Source organism: Pseudomonas sp. R1-15 (genome assembly GCF_051132085.1).
In the GTDB taxonomy this organism is placed as follows: Bacteria; Pseudomonadota; Gammaproteobacteria; order Pseudomonadales; family Pseudomonadaceae; genus Aquipseudomonas.
This window is the reverse complement of sequence record NZ_CP071660.1, coordinates 754812-773712: the sequence shown is the minus strand read 5'-3', so window position 1 is coordinate 773712 and position 18901 is coordinate 754812. Positions and strand designations below refer to the sequence as shown.

Here is an 18901-nt window from a genome sequence, read left to right as displayed (position 1 = left end):
TGGAGGCGCTTCGCACCTCAGCGGGAGCAAGCTCCCTCGCCACGACACCTTCGCTTCAAGTCAGCCGGATACTAGCCCGATTACCGCGAAAGACCGAACACCTCAATCAAATGCCGCTCATACCGCGCCACATCTTCTTCGATGTTCGGACGCTTCATCACGTCCACGCAGAGAAACGTTGGCAGACCGGTCATGCCGAGGAACTGATTGGCCTTGTGGAACGGGAAATACACCGCGTCCACGCCCTTGGCTTCGAAGAAATCAGTCGGGTCGTCGAAGGCTTGCTGCGGGGCGTTCCAGGTCAGCGACAGCATGTACTGCTTGCCCTGCAACAGGCCACCGCTGCCATATTTCTGCGAAGCATCGGAACGGGTGCGGCCGTCGCTGGCATAGAGACTGCCGTGGCCTTCGGTGAAGACCTCGTCGATGTATTTTTTTACCGTCCAGGGAGCACCCATCCACCAGCCGGGCATCTGGTAAATGATCACGTCGGCCCAAAGGAATTTCGCGACTTCTTCCTTGATGTCGTAGCCGCCGTCGATGAACGTGGTTTTTACATCCAGGCCGCCACGGTCCAGCACGCTGAGCGCAGTGTCGTGCAGGGTTGCGTTATAGCGACCGTCGGAGTGAGCGAATTGTTTACCGCCATTGAGCAACAGGACTTTTTTCATCAGGAGCCTCATCAGGTTCCACGACGTACGCCGTTGAACGGCCGCCGAAGGGAAGATTGAAAATGATGGCGGCAGAGTACCGATGAGCTTCGCGCGGAATAAGCAGCGAAACGACAAAACTGTTTTGACCTAGACGCACGAATCACAGCTTGATTGTTGCCTTAAAATTCGCCGGACCCTTTTACCAGGAGCCCACCTGATGAGTGAATTGCACGGTTTCATCCTGCACGCCAAGACCCGCCCGGAAAAAGCCGAAGCCTTCGAAACGCTGTTTCTCGCCTATGTCGAACCAAGTCGTGCCGAGCCTGGCTGCATTGAATATCACATGCTGCGCGACCAGCAGGACCCGACCCTGTTTATCTTCTATGAGATCTGGGCATCCCAGGCGGACCTGGAAGTGCATTCGAACCTGCCGCACATGAAGCAGTTCTTCGAGCAGCGCATGGACTATCTGGAACGCGACTTCGAGATCCGCCGCGTCGACATGCTCAGTCGATCCTCGGCTAGCCGTTGATCAACAGATGGCCGCCGAGCGCGCCAAGGCCAATGAAAAACACCCGCTTGAACAGCACGGCGCTGATCCGCTGGCGCAGCCATTGCCCCAGCCACATCCCCAGCAGCGCCGGCACCAGCGCCAGCAGCGAAGCGCTCAGTTCACCGCCCCCCAGCGCACCGCGCCACAGCAGGCCGGCCGCCAAGGCCAGTGTCGAGACGGTAAATGACAGGCCGAGGGCCTGCACCAACTCATCCTTGCTCAAGCCCAGCGCTTGCAGATAAGGCACCGCCGGGATGACGAACACGCCTGTGGCCGAGGTGATCACACCGGTCAACACGCCACAGAGTGGCGCGAGCCAGTGTTCATCCCGGGCGCTCACTCGCAACGTCGGCAGCAACAACCCGCTCAGCGCATACAACACCAGCGCCGCGCCGAGCGCCCGTACTGCCCAGGCGCCGCCCACATTGCCGATCCACAACGTGCCAAGGCCGGTGCCGATGAAAATCGCCAGCAGCAGCGGCCACAAGCGCCGGGTCAATGCTTGCAGATGCCCGCCAGATGCCAGTTGCCAGACATTGGTCAGCGTGGCTGGAATCAGCAACAGTGCCGCAGCCTGTGCCGGAGCCATAGCCAGGCCGAGAAGTCCCATTGAAATGGTCGGCAGGCCGAGGCCTATCACGCCCTTGACGGCACCGGCCAGCAGAAAGGTGCCGATGACCAGCAAGGAAAGGGCCAGGCCGAGGTTTTGATAGAAGGCGATGAGTGTGTTCATGGGGTTATCCTGAAGCCCATGCCCGGGTTTGAAAATGTGCCATATACTGAGGGTGCCTCTTGTCTGGCGATAGGCAAAAAAATTACATTGCCGCTTTCGCGAGCAGGCTCGCTCCCACAGTCGAAATACAGAACCCTGTGGGAGCGAGCCTGCTCGCGAAAGCAATAAACCAGACACCGCAGCCCCCGAGAGCAGCCCATGCACTTCGATCTCACCGACCTGCGCCTCTACCTGAACATCCTCGACACCGGCAACATCACCGCCGGCGCCGCTCGCAGCCATCTTTCCCTGGCAGCGGCAAGCGCCCGGGTGCGTGCCATGGAGGCGTCCCTGGGCATCGACCTGCTCGAACGCGGGCGGCGCGGCGTCACTCCGACGCCGGCCGGCAAAGCCTTGGCCCAGCATGCCCGGGTCTTGCTGCAGCACGCCGAACATCTGCAACAGGACCTGGCCGAATACGCCAAAGGCGTCAAAGGCCAGGTGCGGCTGCTGTGCAACACCAGCGCGATGACCGAATACCTGCCCGAACTACTCGCCAGTTTCCTCAACAGCCACCCCAACCTGGACATCGACCAGCAGGAATTGCCCAGCTCACGGATCACCCACGCGTTGCGCCAGGGCGCCGCAGACCTGGGTATCGTTTCCGACGCGGTGGACACCGCTGGCCTTCAGACCTGGCCTTTTCGCGACGATCCGCTGGTTTTGGTCCTACCGTCGGGGCATCCCTTGGCTGACGGCCGCACGCCGAGTTTCAGCGAGACCCTCAACCACGACTATGTCGGCCTGAACGCCACCAGCGCGCTGGCGATTTACCTGGAGGAACAGGCGCTGCACACCGGAATGCGCATGCAGATCCGCATTCGCGCCGAAGGCTTTGACGGGGTGATCCGCATGGTTGCCCATGGCGCGGGTATTGCCGTCGTGCCGAAGGCCGCTATCGAACGCCGTCCATCCCAATCCTCATATCACTACGTGCCGCTGCAGGAGGCCTGGGCGCACCGGGCCCTGTTGCTTTGCGCACGGAATTTCGAACGACTTCCGGCCTACGCCAAGGCCCTGGCCCGGCATCTGGCCGATTGATGCGCGCTTCTGGGCAGCCCGGTGTCGAGTTCAGGCATCTGCCTGGTCCTTCTCCACGCTAGGGTGCAGGTTCTTTTCTGCCCCTTCGGAGCTCACATGACCGCCCCCATCACCGTCCTGCGCGATACTCATCCGCTGCCTGTACTCGATGCCTGCAAATGGGAAAAACTCGAAGGCGACCCGCACACCGTCAACCTCAACGCTTATACCAGCGAAGACGGCAGCAAGATCATGGGCACCTGGATCTGCACGCCCGGCAAGTGGCGGGTGGACTACGTGAAGTGGGAGTATTGCCATTTCCAGGAAGGCTACTGCGTGATCACCCCGGACGGCATGGCGCCGATTCATCTGCGCGCCGGTGATATTTTTGTCGTCGAGCCAGGCATGAAAGGCACGTGGGAAGTGGTCGAGACCGTGCGTAAATATTTCGTGTTTGCCTGAAACAAAAAAGCCGAGGGACCACCTGTGGCGAGGGAGCTTGCTCCCGCTGGGTTGCGCAGCAACCCCAATTTTGATGGGCGCTTCGCACCCAAGCGGGAGCAAGCTCCCTCGCCACAAAAGCCTCTCGATATCACAGGTTCACTGCGGCTTGCGATAGCTGTTCACAATCGCCGAGAAATCCTTGCCGCCCTCGCCCCGCTGGCTCATCGCCTGGTACAACTGCTGCGCCACCGCCCCCAGTATCACCGGCTGACGGGCCTGCCGCGCGGCTTCGGTGGCCAGGCCCAAATCCTTGAGCATCAGGTCCGCGCCAAACCCTCCGGTATATCCACGCGCCGCCGGGGCCGTTTCGATCACGCCGGGCCATGGGTTGTAGGTATCGGAACTCCAGCATCGACCGGTCGAACTGTTGATGATGCCGGCCAGCACCTGGGTGTCGATCCCCAGGGCATCGCCCAAAGCCATGGCCTCGCTGACGCCGACCATGGAAATCCCCAAGAGCAGGTTGTTGCAGATCTTGGCGATCTGCCCGGTGCCGACTTCGCCGCAATGCACGATGTTGCGGCCCATTTGCGCCAGTACCGGTTGCAAGGTGGCGAACAGCTCAGGCGTGGCGCCGACCATGAAGGTCAGGGTGCCCGCCGCCGCGCCGCCGGTGCCGCCCGAAACAGGCGCATCGGCCATTGCCACTCCCTGCCTGGCAGCGGCAGCCGCCACGTCACGGGCGGTTTGTGGATCGATGGTGCTGCAATCCACCGCCGGCGTGCCGGCGGCGATACCTGCCAGCACGCCGTCTTCGCCCAGCCAGACACTGCGCACATGGGCAGCGGCCGGCAGCATGGTGATCACCAGCGCCGCGCCCTGGGCCGCATCGCGAGGCGAGGCGCTGATGGTGCCGCCGAGCGCCGCCAGTTCGGCCAGCACCGTCTGGTTCAGGTCGAACAGGTTCAGCGAATGGCCGGCTTTGAGCAGATTGCGCGCCATCGGGGCGCCCATGTTGCCGAGGCCGATAAATGCGATGTTCATGTCCGGCTCCTTAACGCAAGTTGATGGTGGTGTTCACACCGTCGTTGACGCTGTCATCGTCGAACCAGCGCGCGGTGACGGTCTTGGTCTGAGTGTAGAACTGCACCACTTGTTTGCCGTAAGGGCCGAGGTCGCCGAGTTTCGAGCCGCGGGAGCCAGTGAAGCTGAAAAACGGCACCGGCACCGGGATCGGGATGTTGATACCGACCTGGCCGACGTCGATTTCGCTCTGGAATTTGCGCGCCGCCGCACCGCTCTGGGTGAACAGGCCGGTGCCGTTGCCAAACGGATTGGCGTTGACCAGGGCGATCGCTTGATCGAGGGTATCGACCTCCAGCACCACCAGCACCGGGCCGAAGATTTCCTCGGTGTAGATGCGCATGTCGGTGGTTACGCCGGAAAACAGGGTCGGACCGACGAAGTTGCCCTGCTCGAAGCCCGGCACGCTGATGTCGCGGCCATCCAGTTCAAGTTTTGCGCCTTGCTGCACGCCGCTCTCGATCAGTTCAAGGATGCGCGCCTTGGCTCGCTTGGAAATCACCGGGCCGACATCCGTGCCCGGCTCGCTGCCGGCATTGACCTTGAGTTTCTGCGCCAGCGCCTTCAGCTCCGGCAACCATTGCCTGGCCGCGCCCACCATCACCACCACCGAAGTCGCCATGCAACGCTGGCCCGCCGCGCCGAAACCCGCACCGACCAAGGCGTTCAGGGTTTGCTCGCGATTGGCGTCGGGCAGCACCACGGCGTGGTTCTTTGCGCCCATCATCGATTGCACGCGTTTGCCATGGCGACCCGCCAGGTCATACACATGGGTGCCGACCGCCGTTGAGCCGACGAAGGAAACGGCCTTGATGTCCTTGTGAGTGCAAAGCGCATCCACCACATCCTTGCCGCCGTGCACCACGTTCAGCACGCCCGGCGGCACACCGGCCTCGATGGCCAGCTCCACCAGCAGCATGGTCGACAGCGGATCCTGCTCCGACGGCTTGAGCACGAACGTATTGCCGCAGGCGATGGCCATCGGGAACATCCACAGCGGGATCATCGCCGGAAAATTGAACGGGGTAATGCCCGCGCAGACACCAATCGGCTGACGCAAGGTATAGGTATCCACACCACCGGCGACGTTCTCGGCAAACTCGCCCATTTGCAGGGTGCCGATGGAGCAGGCATGCTCGACCACTTCCAGGCCGCGGAAAATATCGCCTTCGGCGTCGGCGATGGTCTTGCCCTGTTCGGCGCTGAGCACCGCGGCGATGCGCTTGGAATGCTCGCGGATCAACGCCTGGAGCTTGAGCATGATGCGCATCCGCGCACCGATCGGTGTCAGCTTCCAGGTCTGGAAAGCACGCTGGGCAGCAGCGATGGCGGCATCGACTTCCGACGCGGTGGCAAACGGTACCTTCGCCAGCACTTGTTGGGTGGCCGGGTTGACGATGTCGTGCCATTCGCTGGATCGGGACTCGACCCACTCGCCATCGATCAGCAATCTGACGGTTTGCAGGGCTGTGTCGCTGGGCGTAAGGGAAACGTTCATGCTGGCCTCCGGGATTGTTCTTATAGGGATGCGCTGGTTCAGCAACGACCAAGGTGAAGAGTCACCTTGGTGATGAGACGGTTTTTGGAGTATAGATGTGCAAACTTCTAATAAGAACGCACATAAAAACCGGTCCATCATGCAAAAAAACATCACCTCCTTAGGGTCGCTGAATTGGGACGACCTCAAGTTTTTCCTCGAAGTGGCCCGCACCCGCAAGGCCAGCACGGCCGCCAAGCGTCTGGCCGTCGACTACACCACGGTGTCGCGACGCATCAGCTCGCTGGAAGCTTCCTTGGGTACGCTGCTGTTCGAAAAATCCCGGACCAACGGTTTTGTCCTGACGGCTGAAGGCCAACGTTTGCTGGGCTATGCCGAGTCGATCGAAAGCACGCTGCACATGGCTTGCGAACAGGTTTCAGGCTCAGGCGTCGCGCTGTCCGGGCATGTGCGCATGGGCTGCACCGAAGGCTTCGGCAGCTTTTTCATCACCCCGCAGTTGAGCCATTTCGTCGACGCCTACCCGGCGATCTCGGTGGACATCCTGCCACTGCCGCACTTCATCAGCCTCTCCAAGCGCGAAGCCGATATCGTCATCGCCCTCGAGCGCCCGGAACACGGACCGTACGTGTGCTGCAAACTCTGCGACTACCGGTTGCAGCTTTATGCAACCCGGCAATACCTGGACAATCACCCACCGATCCACCGCCCGGCAGACCTGAACAAGCACTCGTTCATCAGCTACGTGGATGACCTGGCGTTCAGTTCCGAGCTGCTCTACCTGGCCAACGTATTGCCCGGCGCCCACGCTCATCTGCGCAGCACCAGCGTGATCGCCCAATTCGTGGCGGCGCAACAAGGCCGGTCACTGGCGATCCTGCCATGCTTTTTGGCCGCCCAAGACCCACGCCTGCTGCCGGTGCTGCCGGAGGAGATCACGGTCACCCGGCAATTCTGGATGTACTGCCGGGAAGACCTGCGCAAGCTCAAGCGGATCACGTTGTTGTGGGATTACATCCGGGAAGTCACCGAACAGAACCAGCCACTACTCATGGGCGACAGCCGGGAGATGGTGTTTGCCGATTAGTCGGCGATGACCACGATGGCAACGCGACGATTTTCGGTGCGCCCGCTGGCGGTGTCGTTGGGGGCGACGGGTTGGCTGCTGCCCAGGCCACGCAGTTGGACGTTTTCTTCGCGCATGCCCACGCCTCTCAAGACTTTGCCAACGCTTTCGGCCCGACGTATCGACAGTTGTTCGTTATAGGCCTGGGAGCCCGATGCATCGGTGTGGCCGTCGATACGTACCCGCTCGATTCCCGCACCCAGCAGTGCCTTGCCGATCCGCTCGACGATCTCGGTGCTGGCCGGGTTGAGGCTTTCCACGTCACTGCCAAACAGCACTTTGCCCGAAAGTCCGAAGGCCCAGCCATCGTCCGTTAATTTGAACCCCTGCTCCTTGAGAACAGCGATCTGCGCTGGGCTCAGTCCTTTTTGCGGCGTCGTCTGGCATCCGCTGAGGGCAAAAATGGCGATGAACAAAAATGCTGCATAACGCAGCAGAGAAAAACGCAAATTGGAAAACATGCAAATCAGCTCCTGGTTTGAAGATCCGCGACCGGGTGCTCCGACCCCGCCGTGTGTTGGCCGCCTCGGGCGAGGCGTTTGGCCTGGTACATCGCCGCATCAGCGGCGCTGAGCAAGGCGCCGGGCGTGGCGCCATGATCGGGGTAAACGGCGATGCCAATGCTGAGGGACGTCAGGACCGAGGCATTGCCGGGCAATTGAATCGGCATCTCCATGCTGGCGATGATTTTTTCAGCGATCCGTTCGGCATCCTCGGTCTTGTGCAACGGCGCCAGCAGCACGGCAAACTCGTCACCGCCCAGGCGCGCGACCAGGTCATCCTCACGCAACTGCGCCCGGACCCGGGTCGCCACGGCGGTCAACACCGCGTCACCGGCGGCATGACCAAAGTTGTCGTTGATGCCCTTGAAGCGATCACTGTCCAGGTAGAGGACGGCCACTTGCTCGTCGAGCTTGTTGGCATTGCGCAAGGCACGGATCAGCCGACCTTCGAAAAAGGCCCGGTTCGGCAGCCCGGTCAGGCTGTCGTGGCTGGCCTGGTGAGCCAGGGTCTCGTTTTCACTTTGCAGATGGGTCTGCCAGGATTCCAGCTCGGCAAGCAGTGCGTTGAAGTCGTTGCCCAGATTATCCAGTTCAGCGATATCGGCCGGTGGCACTCGGCGATCCAGGGCGCGCTCGCAACGGGCGGCGTGGGCTACTTCAGCCAGGCTACGCAAAGGTCCGGTAATCGCCCGCAACTGACGGCGCGCCAGATACAGGGCGACCCAGGCACTGACCGCCGTGCACAGGATGATCCCGGCCAGGCCGCTGAGCAGAAAGCGCAACAAGCTACCGCCGTGTCCTGCCAGCAGGATCCTGCCAATGTTCTGTTCCTGGTGGATGATTGGCAGGCTGATGGGCTTTTCCAGGAATGCCTTGGCGATGTGCATTTCCAGCTCCGACAGGAGACCGGTTTCCGGTCGCCGCCAATGAGCCAACAGACGGCCACTTTCATTGAAGACCTGGGCATCGGCGACTTCTTCAGTGGAAGCAATAAGGGCCAGCGCTTCGGTGGCCGCCCCAGCGTCATCGAAGACCACGGCCGCCTCCACGGTGTAGCTGATCGAACGGGCAATCAGATGCAAGTTGTGATCGGCATAGACCCGTAAGGCAAGCACGCCCAACAAGGTCAGGGAGACGCTGGCCATGGTGATCGCCACCAGCGCAACGATCAGGTGACCGCGACCGATGACCGAGCCCAACGTGGGACGAATTCGTGATCTGGACGAATTCATGGCGCGGCGGGCCTACGGCGTGACAGCTGGAGGACGCTCGGATGGATGCGTACACCGCTGCGTGCCACCGAGTCGAGGTTGACCTCGAACGACACCTGTTCATCTCCGACCCGCAGGCAGAACAGGCTGCCCACGGTGCATTGGTCGCCGCCTTCGCTGATGCTCAACACCGGCTTGCCGATCAGGGACTCAAACAATCGGGAGCGTTCGTCGTTGGTCAGCCTGCCGATGTAGACGGCATTGCAATCGCTCGCGATGCCGGGATGGTCGGCCAGCAAGCGCTGTACCGTCACAGGCCTGCCGGTGGCCTGGGCGGTGCCTTTGACCAGGTCGTCGGTGTATTGGGTCGGACCGACGATGCACAGCTGCAATTGCGTCGGTTCAACAGGCCAGCGAGCGTAGCTGAGGATCCCCAACACGACCTGGGTGACCGCTTCGGCCCGCTGTTCGGCCCGAGTGGTAGAGGTCGGCTCCTGGGCGGCAATTGCAGGCGACAGCAAGCACAGCAGACCGGCGAGCACATAATGCCTCCGGCCGTTTCCGCGCGCCGCCCCCCGAACCGCCGCTTCCATGGAGAATCTCTCGGTGTGGATAAGTGCGAAACGATAGCACAGTGTCAAAAAGCCAGCGAGACAGAGTCCTACGCAAATTTCCGTCAGAAAACAGACTAATCACAACCTTTGAACAAACAGGCAAACCCGAGCTTCAGTCGTTTCCATCCAATTCCAGCATCAACCCGCTCAACCGCTTGACCTTGCGCCGAACCGCTTCTTCGAATATCCCCGTGCGCGGCTCTATCAGGCTGAACCACTGCTTGCCTCGGGTAATGGCGGTATACACCAGTTCCTTGGTCAAAACGGGGTTCAGGGCATCCGGAAGAATCAGGGCCGTGTGGGTGAATTCCGACCCCTGGGACTTGTGCACCGTCATGGCGTAAACGGTTTCCACGTCATTCAGGCGGCTGGGCAGGACGAAACGCACACCACCCCGGCCATCGTTACGAGGAAAGGCGACCCGCAGAACCTGCTTGCCAGCGTCAGGACCGTCACGCTCGGGCAACTTGAGAGCGATCCCGATATCGCCGTTCATCAATCCCAGCCCGTAGTCGTTGCGAGTCATCAGTACCGGACGCCCCTCGTACCACTGGTGATCGCTATCGATCAGGCGAGCCTTGAGCAGCGCGGCGGTGATTCTCGGGTTCAGGCCCTCGACGCCCCACGGCCCCTTGCGTACGGCACAGAGCAATTGGAACTCGTCAAAGGCCGACAAGACCTCACGCGCCCAATCAGTCCAGCAACTGTCCTCCAGCGGGCGAGAAATGTCCGGACGTCGCTGTCGCAGCAGGCTCAGATAATGCCGATAGCCCTGCGGACCACCGGGTCGACCATCGAGCAACCAGCGCTCGAGCGTCCCGTCGTGCTGGCTCTTCAGCGCCAGGGAGAACAGGTCGGCATATCGGCCCTCCTCCAGCAATTGACGAGCTTCTTCAGGTTGCTGTCGATTGACCCGTCGGGCCAGTTGGCCGATACCGCTGCCTTCGCCAAAGCGTCGGGAATGCCTGAGCATCACCACTTGCTGCGCGAGGGGGTGACTGTCGTCGAGATCCTGTTTCAGATCGCTCGCCGCCAGGCTCTCGCCGCTGACGGACTCGAGCCAGGCGCGCGTCTGTGGGCTATACCAGCCGTCCTCGGCGTCCCGACACAGATCCCCCAGTACCGCGCCGGCCTCCACGGAAGCCAGCTGGTCCTTGTCGCCCAACAGAATCAACCGCGCATGGGACGGCAGCGCGTCCAGCAGATTGGCCATCATTTCCAGATCGATCATGGACGCCTCATCGACCACCAGCACATCCAACGGCAATCGATTGCCACGATGGTGGCGAAAATGGCGGGTGCCGGGACGGCTGCCGAGCAGGCGATGCACCGTGGTGACGTCGCAGGGAATTCGCTCGCGTACGGCGTCGATCACATCCAGCGTCCGGACTTGCTGGCTGATCGACTCGGTCAGCCGCGCAGCGGCCTTGCCGGTGGGTGCGGCCAGGCGAATCCGCAGCGGTTTCCCCGCCTCGACGGCAGGTGCCTGCAGCAAGGCAAGCAAGCGCACGACCGTGGTGGTCTTACCCGTGCCCGGGCCGCCGGTAACAATGCTGAACGCGCTCCGCGTCGCCAGCGCGCAAGCCAGCTTCTGCCAGTCGATCGGGCCGGTCGTGCTGGCCGGCCCGAACAGTCCGTCCAGCCTCTCGCGCAGGTCATCAGGGGCGCTTTCCTGTTCGGCCAGGCGTTGACGCAACGCCGCGTCGATCCGTCGTTCATAGCCCCAGTAACGACGCAGGTAAAGCCGTTTGCCGGACAATACCAGTGGCCGCTGCTGCGCCTCTTCGCTGTCATCGACCGCCAGGGCCACGAGGCGGCTGGACGCCAGGACCTTGCACCAATGGGCACCGTCCAGCGTTCTCAGGATCTGCGAAGGCAACAGCATCACGCCCGTCTGCAGGTCGCCCTCGGGGGGCAGTGACAGGGCGAAATCAGGTTCCTTGAGTGTCTCGAACAGGTCCAGGCAAACATGCCCATGGCCCAGTTGGTGGCTGGTCAGCGCAGCCGCCAGCAATACCAGCGGATCATCGCCAGGCGACAATTCATGCAGGAACACCACGAATGCCTTGTCCAGGGCCCGCAACCAGCCACGTTCCACCCAGCGCGTGAGCAACAGCAGCAGGTCCTCGGCACGACTCAGGGGCGCCAGGTCGACCAGCCCTTCGTCGTCGAGCGATTGAGGCAGCAGGTCGGCAAAGGAGCGACTCATAACAATTCTCCTTGCACCCATGCCGGCTCGGCCTTGGGCGCGGGTGCTCCCTGGAACAGGCGGTCAAGCTGTTCGATCAGTGCCCGAGGGGGCTTGGTGAAAAACACGCCCTGGCTGGCTGAACGTGTGCCGCGCAGGAAAAGATACAACGCGCCACCGACATGCCGGTCGTAGTCATAGTCTGGCAGGCGCGCCTTGAGCTGGCGATGCAGGGCCAACAGGTACAGCGTGTATTGCAGGTCGTAACGATTATCCAGAATCGATTGCTCCATGGCTTGAGCGGTATAGGCCATGTCATCGGCGCCCAGCCAGTTGGATTTGTAGTCAGCCACGTAATACCGGCCGTCATGCTCGAAGGTCAGGTCGATGAAGCCCTTGAACATTCCGTTGAGCAGTGCCGGTTCTGCGGCGACACGAGCCGCGCCACCGTGGGTTGACTGGCAAACCAGCTCATCAAGCTTGAGCACATCAACCTTGTGACTGGAGAACCAGAACTCCATCTCGACCTGAAATTGGCTCAACTGAGCCAGTACCACCGGAGGCTGTCCGCCACCGATCTGCAAGGGCGTCGTGACCAGGTGCTGCAACCAATCTCCAAGGGTGTTGATCCAGCCTTTCCAGCCGCGGCGGTTGCAACGTCGCGCGATGGCATCTTCGATGGCCATTGGCGAGGCGGTAAATCCTTCTCCGGCAGCCCATTCCAAGAGACCATGGAGAAACGTACCGGGGTTGGGACCGCGCGGGAACCGATGGATATCACCACCGACAGCAAGGACTTCCCTGGGAGCGTCGGGATCAAGCCGTTCGTCATCGAACATTTTCTGCGCCTGCGGGTTTTCCGGCGCGGAGTCGGTGCCGGCGCTGAGACTTTCTCCAAAGCGCAGCGCGCTGTACGAAGCGATCCACCAGTTCTCGCTGGCTTTACGTACCGGAAGCAAGGGTTCAAGCAACACCGCATCGTTACGTGGGGGTCGATAGTGCTGATCGTTGGCCTCCGGCATATCCTGGCAGCTCACCGCGTCGCTACCCTGCTGCAGATCTTCCAGCCAACGTCTCAACGCCACCGACTCGGTCAACGGCGCACCACCGCCCAACAAATACCCCAGCGCAGACAGATGCAGGATCGAGCGGCTGTTACTGCCTCGCTTGAGATCGGCCACACCCAACCAGCAGGCATGCTGCGCACGGGTAAGCGCCACGTATAGAAGCCGAAGATCCTCGGCCAAGCGCTCGTCGTCGGCCTTGGCGATCAACTCGGGGCTGGGCGTAAGACTGATCTGCGCATGACCGGCTTCATCGTGGTAATGCAACGGCAATCGGCTGCCGTCCACCGGTTTCGTCGAGCATATGAACGGCAGGAAGACCAACGGATACTCAAGCCCCTTGGACTTATGGATCGTGACCACCTTGACCAGTTGCTCGTCGCTTTCCAGGCGCAGGATCTGTTCCTCTCCCGCCTGCCCGGTCAATGCAAGGTGTTCGGACAGATAGCGAATCAAGGCCTGCTCGCCATCCAGCTCGACGGCGGCCTGCTGCAACAGCTCGCACAGATGCAACAGGTTAGTCAGCACCCGCTCGCCATCGCCACGCATCATCAAGGCCTGGGGCAGCTTGAAGTCATGCAGCAGGCGCCTCAGCATGGGCAGCACGCCCTGGGTGCGCCAGACCATCCGATAGCTACGGAACTGCATGACTCGGCGTTCCCAGGCCAACTCGTCCTGGTTGAGGCGCTCCAGTTCTGCAAGCGGCAGATTCAGGGTGACGCTGGCCAGCGCAGCTCGCAGCGGCCGCTCGACGTCCGGCTCGGCGCAAGCCTTGAGCCAGGCCAGCAAATCCCTTGCTTCCTGCGAGGCGAAGACCGAGTCCTTATCGGATAGATAAACGCTGCGCACACCCCGTGCCGACAACTCGTTTCGCACGGCCTGCGCTTCCTTGCCATCACGCACCAGGATGGCGATATCCGCCGGTCGAAGCCCCCGTAACATTTGCCCATCACCAACGAAACCATCGTGCCCTGACTGGCCGCCATTGAGCAGCGCCGTGATTTCACTGGCGCAGGCCACGGCCATTTGCTGTCGATACACCGCTCCGGAGAGCGGCTGGTCCGAGGCCAGATGCCAGATATTCAAGGCCGCGACCGTCCGCCCCGCAAGCTGCAAGGACTCCTTGCGGCCCTGGGAGTCGACCGGCAGGAATGGCACCGGATTCTCACCCGATGGCTCGCGGAACAGAAAAGCCCCGCGCCCATTCAGCCGTGATTCGGCGTATTGAAAAATATGGTTCACGGCGCCGACCATGGCATGACTGGAACGGAAATTGGTCCCCAGCGTATGCAACCTGCCGGCAGTGGCTTCGCGGGCGCGCAGATAGGTGTAGATGTCGGCGCCGCGAAACGCATAAATGGCCTGTTTCGGATCCCCGATCAGGAACAGCCCCGTTTCAGGATCGTTGTCGCCAATGCGATAGATGCTCTCGAAGATGCGGTACTGGACCGGGTCGGTGTCCTGGAACTCGTCGATCAGCGCAACCGGAAACTGCTCGCGAATCAGGCTCGCCAGGCGCTCCCCGCCTTCAGCCTGCAAAGCTGCGTCCAGGCGCAGCAGCATGTCGTCGAATCCCATTTCCGCCCGGCGCCGCTTCTCCGCCTCGAAGCGCGCCCCGACCCACTGTGCAGCATGCTGCAGCACCGCAGCGTCAGGCGTGGGCAAGGCATCCAGGCCGGCCTTCAGGCCCGCCATGGCGTCCAGCCCTGGATGGTTGGGCACGTCGCCCTTCCAGGCCTCGGCCATGCCTTCGGGCGTCAAGCGCGTGAAGCCGGTGCCGATGTCGAGCAACTCCAGGCTCTCGTCTTCAACCCATGCAGATAGCTTCTGAAACCATGGCTCGAAGTAACGAGCCTGCATCTTGCGCCCGTCGACGGTTTTATTGGCTACGCCTTGCTGGCAGATCTCCAGCAACTCCACCGCCCATTGCCGCCAGGGCGCCTTGAGATCGAGCAAGGCTGCGCTGCGCTCGCGCAGGGACGCACCGATGAGTTCCGCCGGTTCAAGCCCATCGTCACCACCTCGCGAGTTGGCAAACAACCCCCTCACCCGTGGCAACAACGCAGCAGGACCGCCCCAGTGCGCTCGCACCCAATCCAGTGCCTCACCCTCCATCGAGTAGCAGAACAATCGCCAATAATCGCGCAGCACCTCGCCGAGCAATTCGCTGTGGTCGGTTTCCAGGGTCTGGGTGAACAGGCTGCCACTGTCAAAGGCATGCTCACGAAGCATCCGCTGGCACCAGCTGTGGATCGTCGAAACGGCGGCTTCATCCATCCATTGCGCGGCGATATCCAGCCGATTCGCACAGCCAGGCCATTGCCCTTTATCAAACTCATCACGCAATGCGTTTATCAACGCGTCGGGAGCGGGAATCTCGTCACGAAAAAAACGCGCCGCTTCCGCGAGGCGGGTGCGGATGCGTTCGCGCAATTCCTTGGTGGCAGCGTCGGTGAAAGTCACCACCAGTATCTGCGGAGGAAGCAGCTCACGGCCAAAGCCGGCCGTCGAGCCGCCATGTCCCAGCACCAGGCGCAAGTACAACGCCGAGATGGTAAAGGTCTTGCCAGTTCCTGCGCTGGCTTCGATCAATTGACTGCCGCGTAGTGGGAAAGCCAGCGCCAAGGGTGTTTGTCGACTCATGAATGCGCTTCCTCACCCGCCAACGAACGCCACGGTGCTTCCAGAAGCGGTCGATAGAGCGCGTCACACCAGTCGGGGAATGTTTCGTCAGCGATAAGCGCATCGAAGTCGGCATATTGCCGAGCCAGGGCGGGGCTTTCGCGCCGCTCGCCTTCAGACGTCAGCCCATCGCCTTCGTAGGCTTTTCGAGCGGCCGATTCGGCTTTGTCCAGATCACTCTGGCCGAGCCAGGCGAAGGCGGTCTTCACTGCGATTGGCAGCGGTTGGCGCATGCCAGCCTGCCAGGCTTGCAACAAATCGCCGAGCAGCTTGCGGGCTACCGACTCGTCAAAAGGATTCAGCAGCAAGCTGTCATCGCTGGCGACCAATGCCGTCGTCATCGACAGACCGTTGGCGCAAGCCACGAGATGGTTCACCCAGGGTCGTATCAAGCGGTGCCATTTCCGGGTCCTGGTAGAACCGATACTGTTGGGAATGGCAGTGATGGCGAGGACCGCACCATCGGAGCGCTGGTGCAGGCCGCTGAGCCAACCTTCAATGTTCACACCGTGTAATTGCAGGCTGACGGGCACGGCACTGGTCAGCGGAGTCGGCCATAGCGCAAGAAGTTGCTGGTAGCGTTGCAGTAGATCAGGCAGCGGCTCGATCAATTCACGCTGCATACATTGGCCAAAGCCAGCCATGGGTAACAGGCCGCTGTTCTGAAGCCTCCTGGCGTGAGCCTCCAATGCAAGGTCCGCTTGGTCAAGGCGAACAAGGGCAGCCTCGAGCAGGCTGTTGCTCAGGCTATAGCGCTGCAGGGCATCCAGGATGAAAGGTTCGTCGTCCGCCAATGGGGCTTCGAGAGGCTCGAAGAACACCTTGAGTCGCTGGCTGAAAAAGTGCCGGACAGGATTACGCAGGAAGTCCTGCAACTGACCAAGCCCCAGGGGTTCCTCCTGAACGTAGGGCTCCAGGGCCCCAGGCTTGCCAGCGTGCTCATGATCCTCATGAAGTCCTCGCCATTCGCTGGCATAGCTGAACAGCTCATCGCCCTGGTAGAAATAACGAGCGCTGAACGGTTGCAGGGGGTGCTCCTGGGTCAGCGCTTCAAGAAGGTCGCCATGGACATCCGCCGACTGCCAGCCACTTGCCAGATGATCGCGCAATTGTCCGACCAGGACTGAGGCAGGCCGCTCGCTGTTGTCGCGGATGCTGCGCCCGACCCAACTGATGTAGAGTTTTTCCCGCGCAGAAAGCAGCGCCTCCAACAGCAGGTAGCGATCGTCCTCGCGTCGAGAGCGATCCCCCGGTCGATAATCACTGCCCATGAGATCGAAATCCAATGGCGGCTGGGCCCGTGGATAATCACCATCGTTCATGCCCAACAGGCAGACCAGCTTGAAGGGGATCGCCCTCATCGGCATCAAGGTACAAAAATTGACCGCTCCGGCGAGGAAGCGCTGGGACAGTCGCCCTTGATCCAGCCCCGCCAGCCAGGCCTCTCTGACAACCGTCAACGGCAGCTCGTCGTGCAGGCCGACCGACTCGCAGGTTTCTAACCAGTTTTCACGCAAATCCTCGAGCTGGGCCAGCAGATAATCGTCATGCTCGTTGCTCGCCAGAAAGAACAACTGCATCAGATCATGCAGGCGCGTCCCCCAGTCCTGAGGTGAGGCGGGTTGACTGAGCGCCTGGTAAGCAACCTCCAAGGCATCGAGCAATGCAACCAACGGACCGATCAACGCGGCATCCAGACCACCGATTTCGTCATAGGGTTCTATGCCTTCATAGGCTTGCGAATCACCAACGGCATACCCCAACAACATGCGACGCAGGCCGAAACGCCAACTGTTCTGCTCCAACTCCGCAGGCAAGCCCAGCCCGGCTCGGTGCTCGGCGCTTATCCCCCAACGGATGCCTGCGCCCTCGATCCAACGGTGCAGTGTCGGTAAATCGGCCTCCTCAATTCCAAATCGTTCGCGCAATGCCGGGACGTCCAGCAAATCAAGGATTTCGCTGACGGGAAAACGGCTATCGGGGAGTTTCAGCAAATGCTCGACGGCAATCAGCAGCGGATCGCGTCCACGCTGACCTTGGTCCGTCAGTGTGAATGGGATGAAGCGGGGATCGACCCGGTCGAGTTGGCCGAATACCGCGCGAATATGCGGCGCATAACTGTCGATGTCGGGGACCATGACGATGATATCCCGAGGGCGTAAAGCCGGGTCATTGCTGAAATGGGCAAGCAACTGATCATGAAGAATCTCGACTTCACGCTGGGCGCTGTGGGCGATATGAAAACGAATCGATCCGTCTCGCGAGGTATCGACCGCGGGCCATTTTTCCCGGGTTTCGCTCAGTGGCCGCAGCTCAAGAATGTCATCCTGCAACTGGCTGAGGAGCGTAGTGGGATTGCCTTCGCTGAACAGGTCGATCCGCCCTTCGCGAAATACCGAGCGATAGGTATTTGGCTCGTCATAGCTGTCGAGCAAGTTGATATAGTCGCGACCCTGTTTCCCCCAGGCAGCCAGCAACGGATGAGCATGCTGATGCAAGGTTTGCGGGTCCAGGACGTCCGGCATGCCGCTCTTGCGTGCCTGCCGCTTGTATTGGTGGCGAAGCAGATCCTTGTCGGCCACGATATCTGCCCAATGGTGACGGCATGGGTTATGGACGCACAGCAGAACCTGACTGAACCGTGACAGACCGGCCAGGGCTTCGAGCGCTTGGGCGGGCAGTGAGGAAATACCGAAGACTATTACCCGTGCAGGCAGACCTTTTGGAGCGGCTTCCAGACTATTGATGCGCTCGATGTAGCGCTGATGAACACCCGCACGGCTTTGAGCCATGCCTTGCTCTCCCACATCCAGCAATAACGCCCGCCACAATTCCGCTTGCCAGCAATTCGCCGGCGCGAGCGGCTTGATTTCACCCCGGACGTTGCGGGTCTGATGGCGCCCTTGGGCCCAGTCTTCGAGCCAGTCGGCTCGGTACACCTGATATTGGTCGAACAAATCTGCAAGGCGCTCGGACAACTGGTACCGCTTGCGCAAGTCCGTGTCATGGGTCAGAAAACGCCGCAGGGGCTCGAAATGGGGCTGTTCAATCAATTGCGGCAGGAGGCGCATCAGCCGCCATGTAAGCGGGGCCTTGTCCAGCAAGGACTTGGCTGGAATCTCGTCACGCCCGAGCACCATTCGATAGAGCTGCCACATGAAACTGCCGGGCAGCTGCACATCAATCGCAGCCGCGATGCCGCAGCCGCCCATGTCGTCGTCAAGGGGATCCTCAGCCAGTGCCAGCTTCAGCCATTGGGCAATGCAGTTGCTTTGTACGAGCGCGATTTCATTTTCAAGAGGGGCCAGCGGATAGCGCCGCATGAGGCTTATCACCAGGCTGCGCAGCTCATCAAGGCGGTTCCCGTGGACCACCATGAAAGCAGGGCTGAGGGACTTAGCGTCCGGCATAAAGGCGTCCTTGAAAAATGCAAAAGCCAGGGCGGAACCTTAGCATTGTCGGGGGGCCGTGACAGCCGGGAGCTTTCTGC

At 61.2% G+C, this 18901-nt stretch carries 14 protein-coding genes; 4 read left to right on the top strand and 10 right to left on the bottom strand.

Translation table 11 applies throughout. From position 1 onward, the window contains the following. Nucleotides 1-80: 80 nt before the first annotated feature. Nucleotides 81-671: an NAD(P)H-dependent oxidoreductase gene (locus J3P97_RS03330; RefSeq protein ID WP_434673475.1), complete on the bottom strand. Its 591-nt coding sequence runs from the start codon at nt 669-671 to the stop codon at nt 81-83. Between the two features lie 199 nt (nt 672-870). Between J3P97_RS03330 and J3P97_RS03325 the strand changes: the two genes are divergently transcribed. Continuing rightward, the gene (locus J3P97_RS03325) at nt 871-1185 is read left to right on the top strand and encodes a putative quinol monooxygenase (RefSeq protein ID WP_434569894.1); all 315 of its coding nucleotides are present in this window, start codon (nt 871-873) and stop codon (nt 1183-1185) included. Here J3P97_RS03325 and J3P97_RS03320 read toward each other — a convergent pair. Continuing rightward, nucleotides 1175-1939: a sulfite exporter TauE/SafE family protein gene (locus tag J3P97_RS03320; RefSeq protein WP_434673474.1), complete on the bottom strand. Its 765-nt coding sequence runs from the start codon at nt 1937-1939 to the stop codon at nt 1175-1177. The genes J3P97_RS03325 and J3P97_RS03320 overlap by 11 nt on opposite strands. A 198-nt stretch (nt 1940-2137) precedes the next feature. Between J3P97_RS03320 and J3P97_RS03315 the strand changes: the two genes are divergently transcribed. Continuing rightward, nucleotides 2138-3019, top strand: coding sequence for a LysR substrate-binding domain-containing protein (locus tag J3P97_RS03315; protein WP_434569896.1), 882 nt, complete (start codon nt 2138-2140; stop codon nt 3017-3019). Between the two features lie 96 nt (nt 3020-3115). Then, nucleotides 3116-3460: a cupin domain-containing protein gene (locus tag J3P97_RS03310; protein ID WP_003177747.1), complete on the top strand. Its 345-nt coding sequence runs from the start codon at nt 3116-3118 to the stop codon at nt 3458-3460. A gap of 138 nt (nt 3461-3598) precedes the next feature. Here J3P97_RS03310 and mmsB read toward each other — a convergent pair whose 3' ends face one another. Next, nucleotides 3599-4486 carry a 3-hydroxyisobutyrate dehydrogenase gene (mmsB, locus tag J3P97_RS03305; protein ID WP_434569898.1) on the bottom strand — a complete coding sequence of 296 codons (888 nt, stop codon included), beginning with the start codon at nt 4484-4486 and terminating at the stop codon, nt 3599-3601. A gap of 10 nt (nt 4487-4496) precedes the next feature. Next, entirely contained in the window at nt 4497-6023 is a 1527-nt protein-coding gene (locus J3P97_RS03300) for a CoA-acylating methylmalonate-semialdehyde dehydrogenase (RefSeq protein ID WP_434673473.1), read from the bottom strand. A gap of 139 nt (nt 6024-6162) precedes the next feature. Here J3P97_RS03300 and J3P97_RS03295 point away from each other — a divergent pair, with 139 nt between their 5' ends. Further along, nucleotides 6163-7110 (top strand): LysR family transcriptional regulator, encoded by a 948-nt coding sequence (locus tag J3P97_RS03295; protein WP_434569900.1) that lies wholly within the window; start codon nt 6163-6165, stop codon nt 7108-7110. On the opposite strand, the gene J3P97_RS03290 is transcribed toward J3P97_RS03295, so the two are convergent. The 6 genes from J3P97_RS03290 to recC all read right to left on the bottom strand — a co-directional run bounded on the left by J3P97_RS03290 (nt 7107) and on the right by recC (nt 18821). Beyond that, on the bottom strand, nt 7107-7610 hold the full coding sequence (locus J3P97_RS03290) for an OmpA family protein (protein ID WP_434673472.1): 504 nt from the start codon (nt 7608-7610) through the stop codon (nt 7107-7109). The genes J3P97_RS03295 and J3P97_RS03290 overlap by 4 nt on opposite strands. Before the next feature lie 5 nt (nt 7611-7615). Continuing rightward, a complete protein-coding gene (locus J3P97_RS03285; protein WP_434673471.1) occupies nt 7616-8884 on the bottom strand; it encodes a diguanylate cyclase domain-containing protein in 1269 nt (422 codons plus the stop codon). Further along, a complete protein-coding gene (locus J3P97_RS03280) occupies nt 8881-9456 on the bottom strand; it encodes a YfiR family protein (RefSeq protein WP_305497013.1) in 576 nt (191 codons plus the stop codon). Before J3P97_RS03280 ends, J3P97_RS03285 begins: the two co-directional genes overlap by 4 nt. A 133-nt stretch (nt 9457-9589) precedes the next feature. Next, a complete protein-coding gene (gene recD / locus J3P97_RS03275; protein ID WP_434673470.1) occupies nt 9590-11686 on the bottom strand; it encodes an exodeoxyribonuclease V subunit alpha in 2097 nt (698 codons plus the stop codon). Continuing rightward, complete coding sequence (recB, locus tag J3P97_RS03270) at nt 11683-15372, bottom strand: exodeoxyribonuclease V subunit beta (protein WP_434673469.1); 3690 nt, start codon at nt 15370-15372, stop codon at nt 11683-11685. The genes recD and recB overlap by 4 nt, the downstream gene beginning before the upstream one ends. Further along, nucleotides 15369-18821: an exodeoxyribonuclease V subunit gamma gene (gene recC, locus J3P97_RS03265; RefSeq protein WP_434673468.1), complete on the bottom strand. Its 3453-nt coding sequence runs from the start codon at nt 18819-18821 to the stop codon at nt 15369-15371. Before recC ends, recB begins: the two co-directional genes overlap by 4 nt. Between the last annotated feature and the right edge of the window lie 80 nt (nt 18822-18901).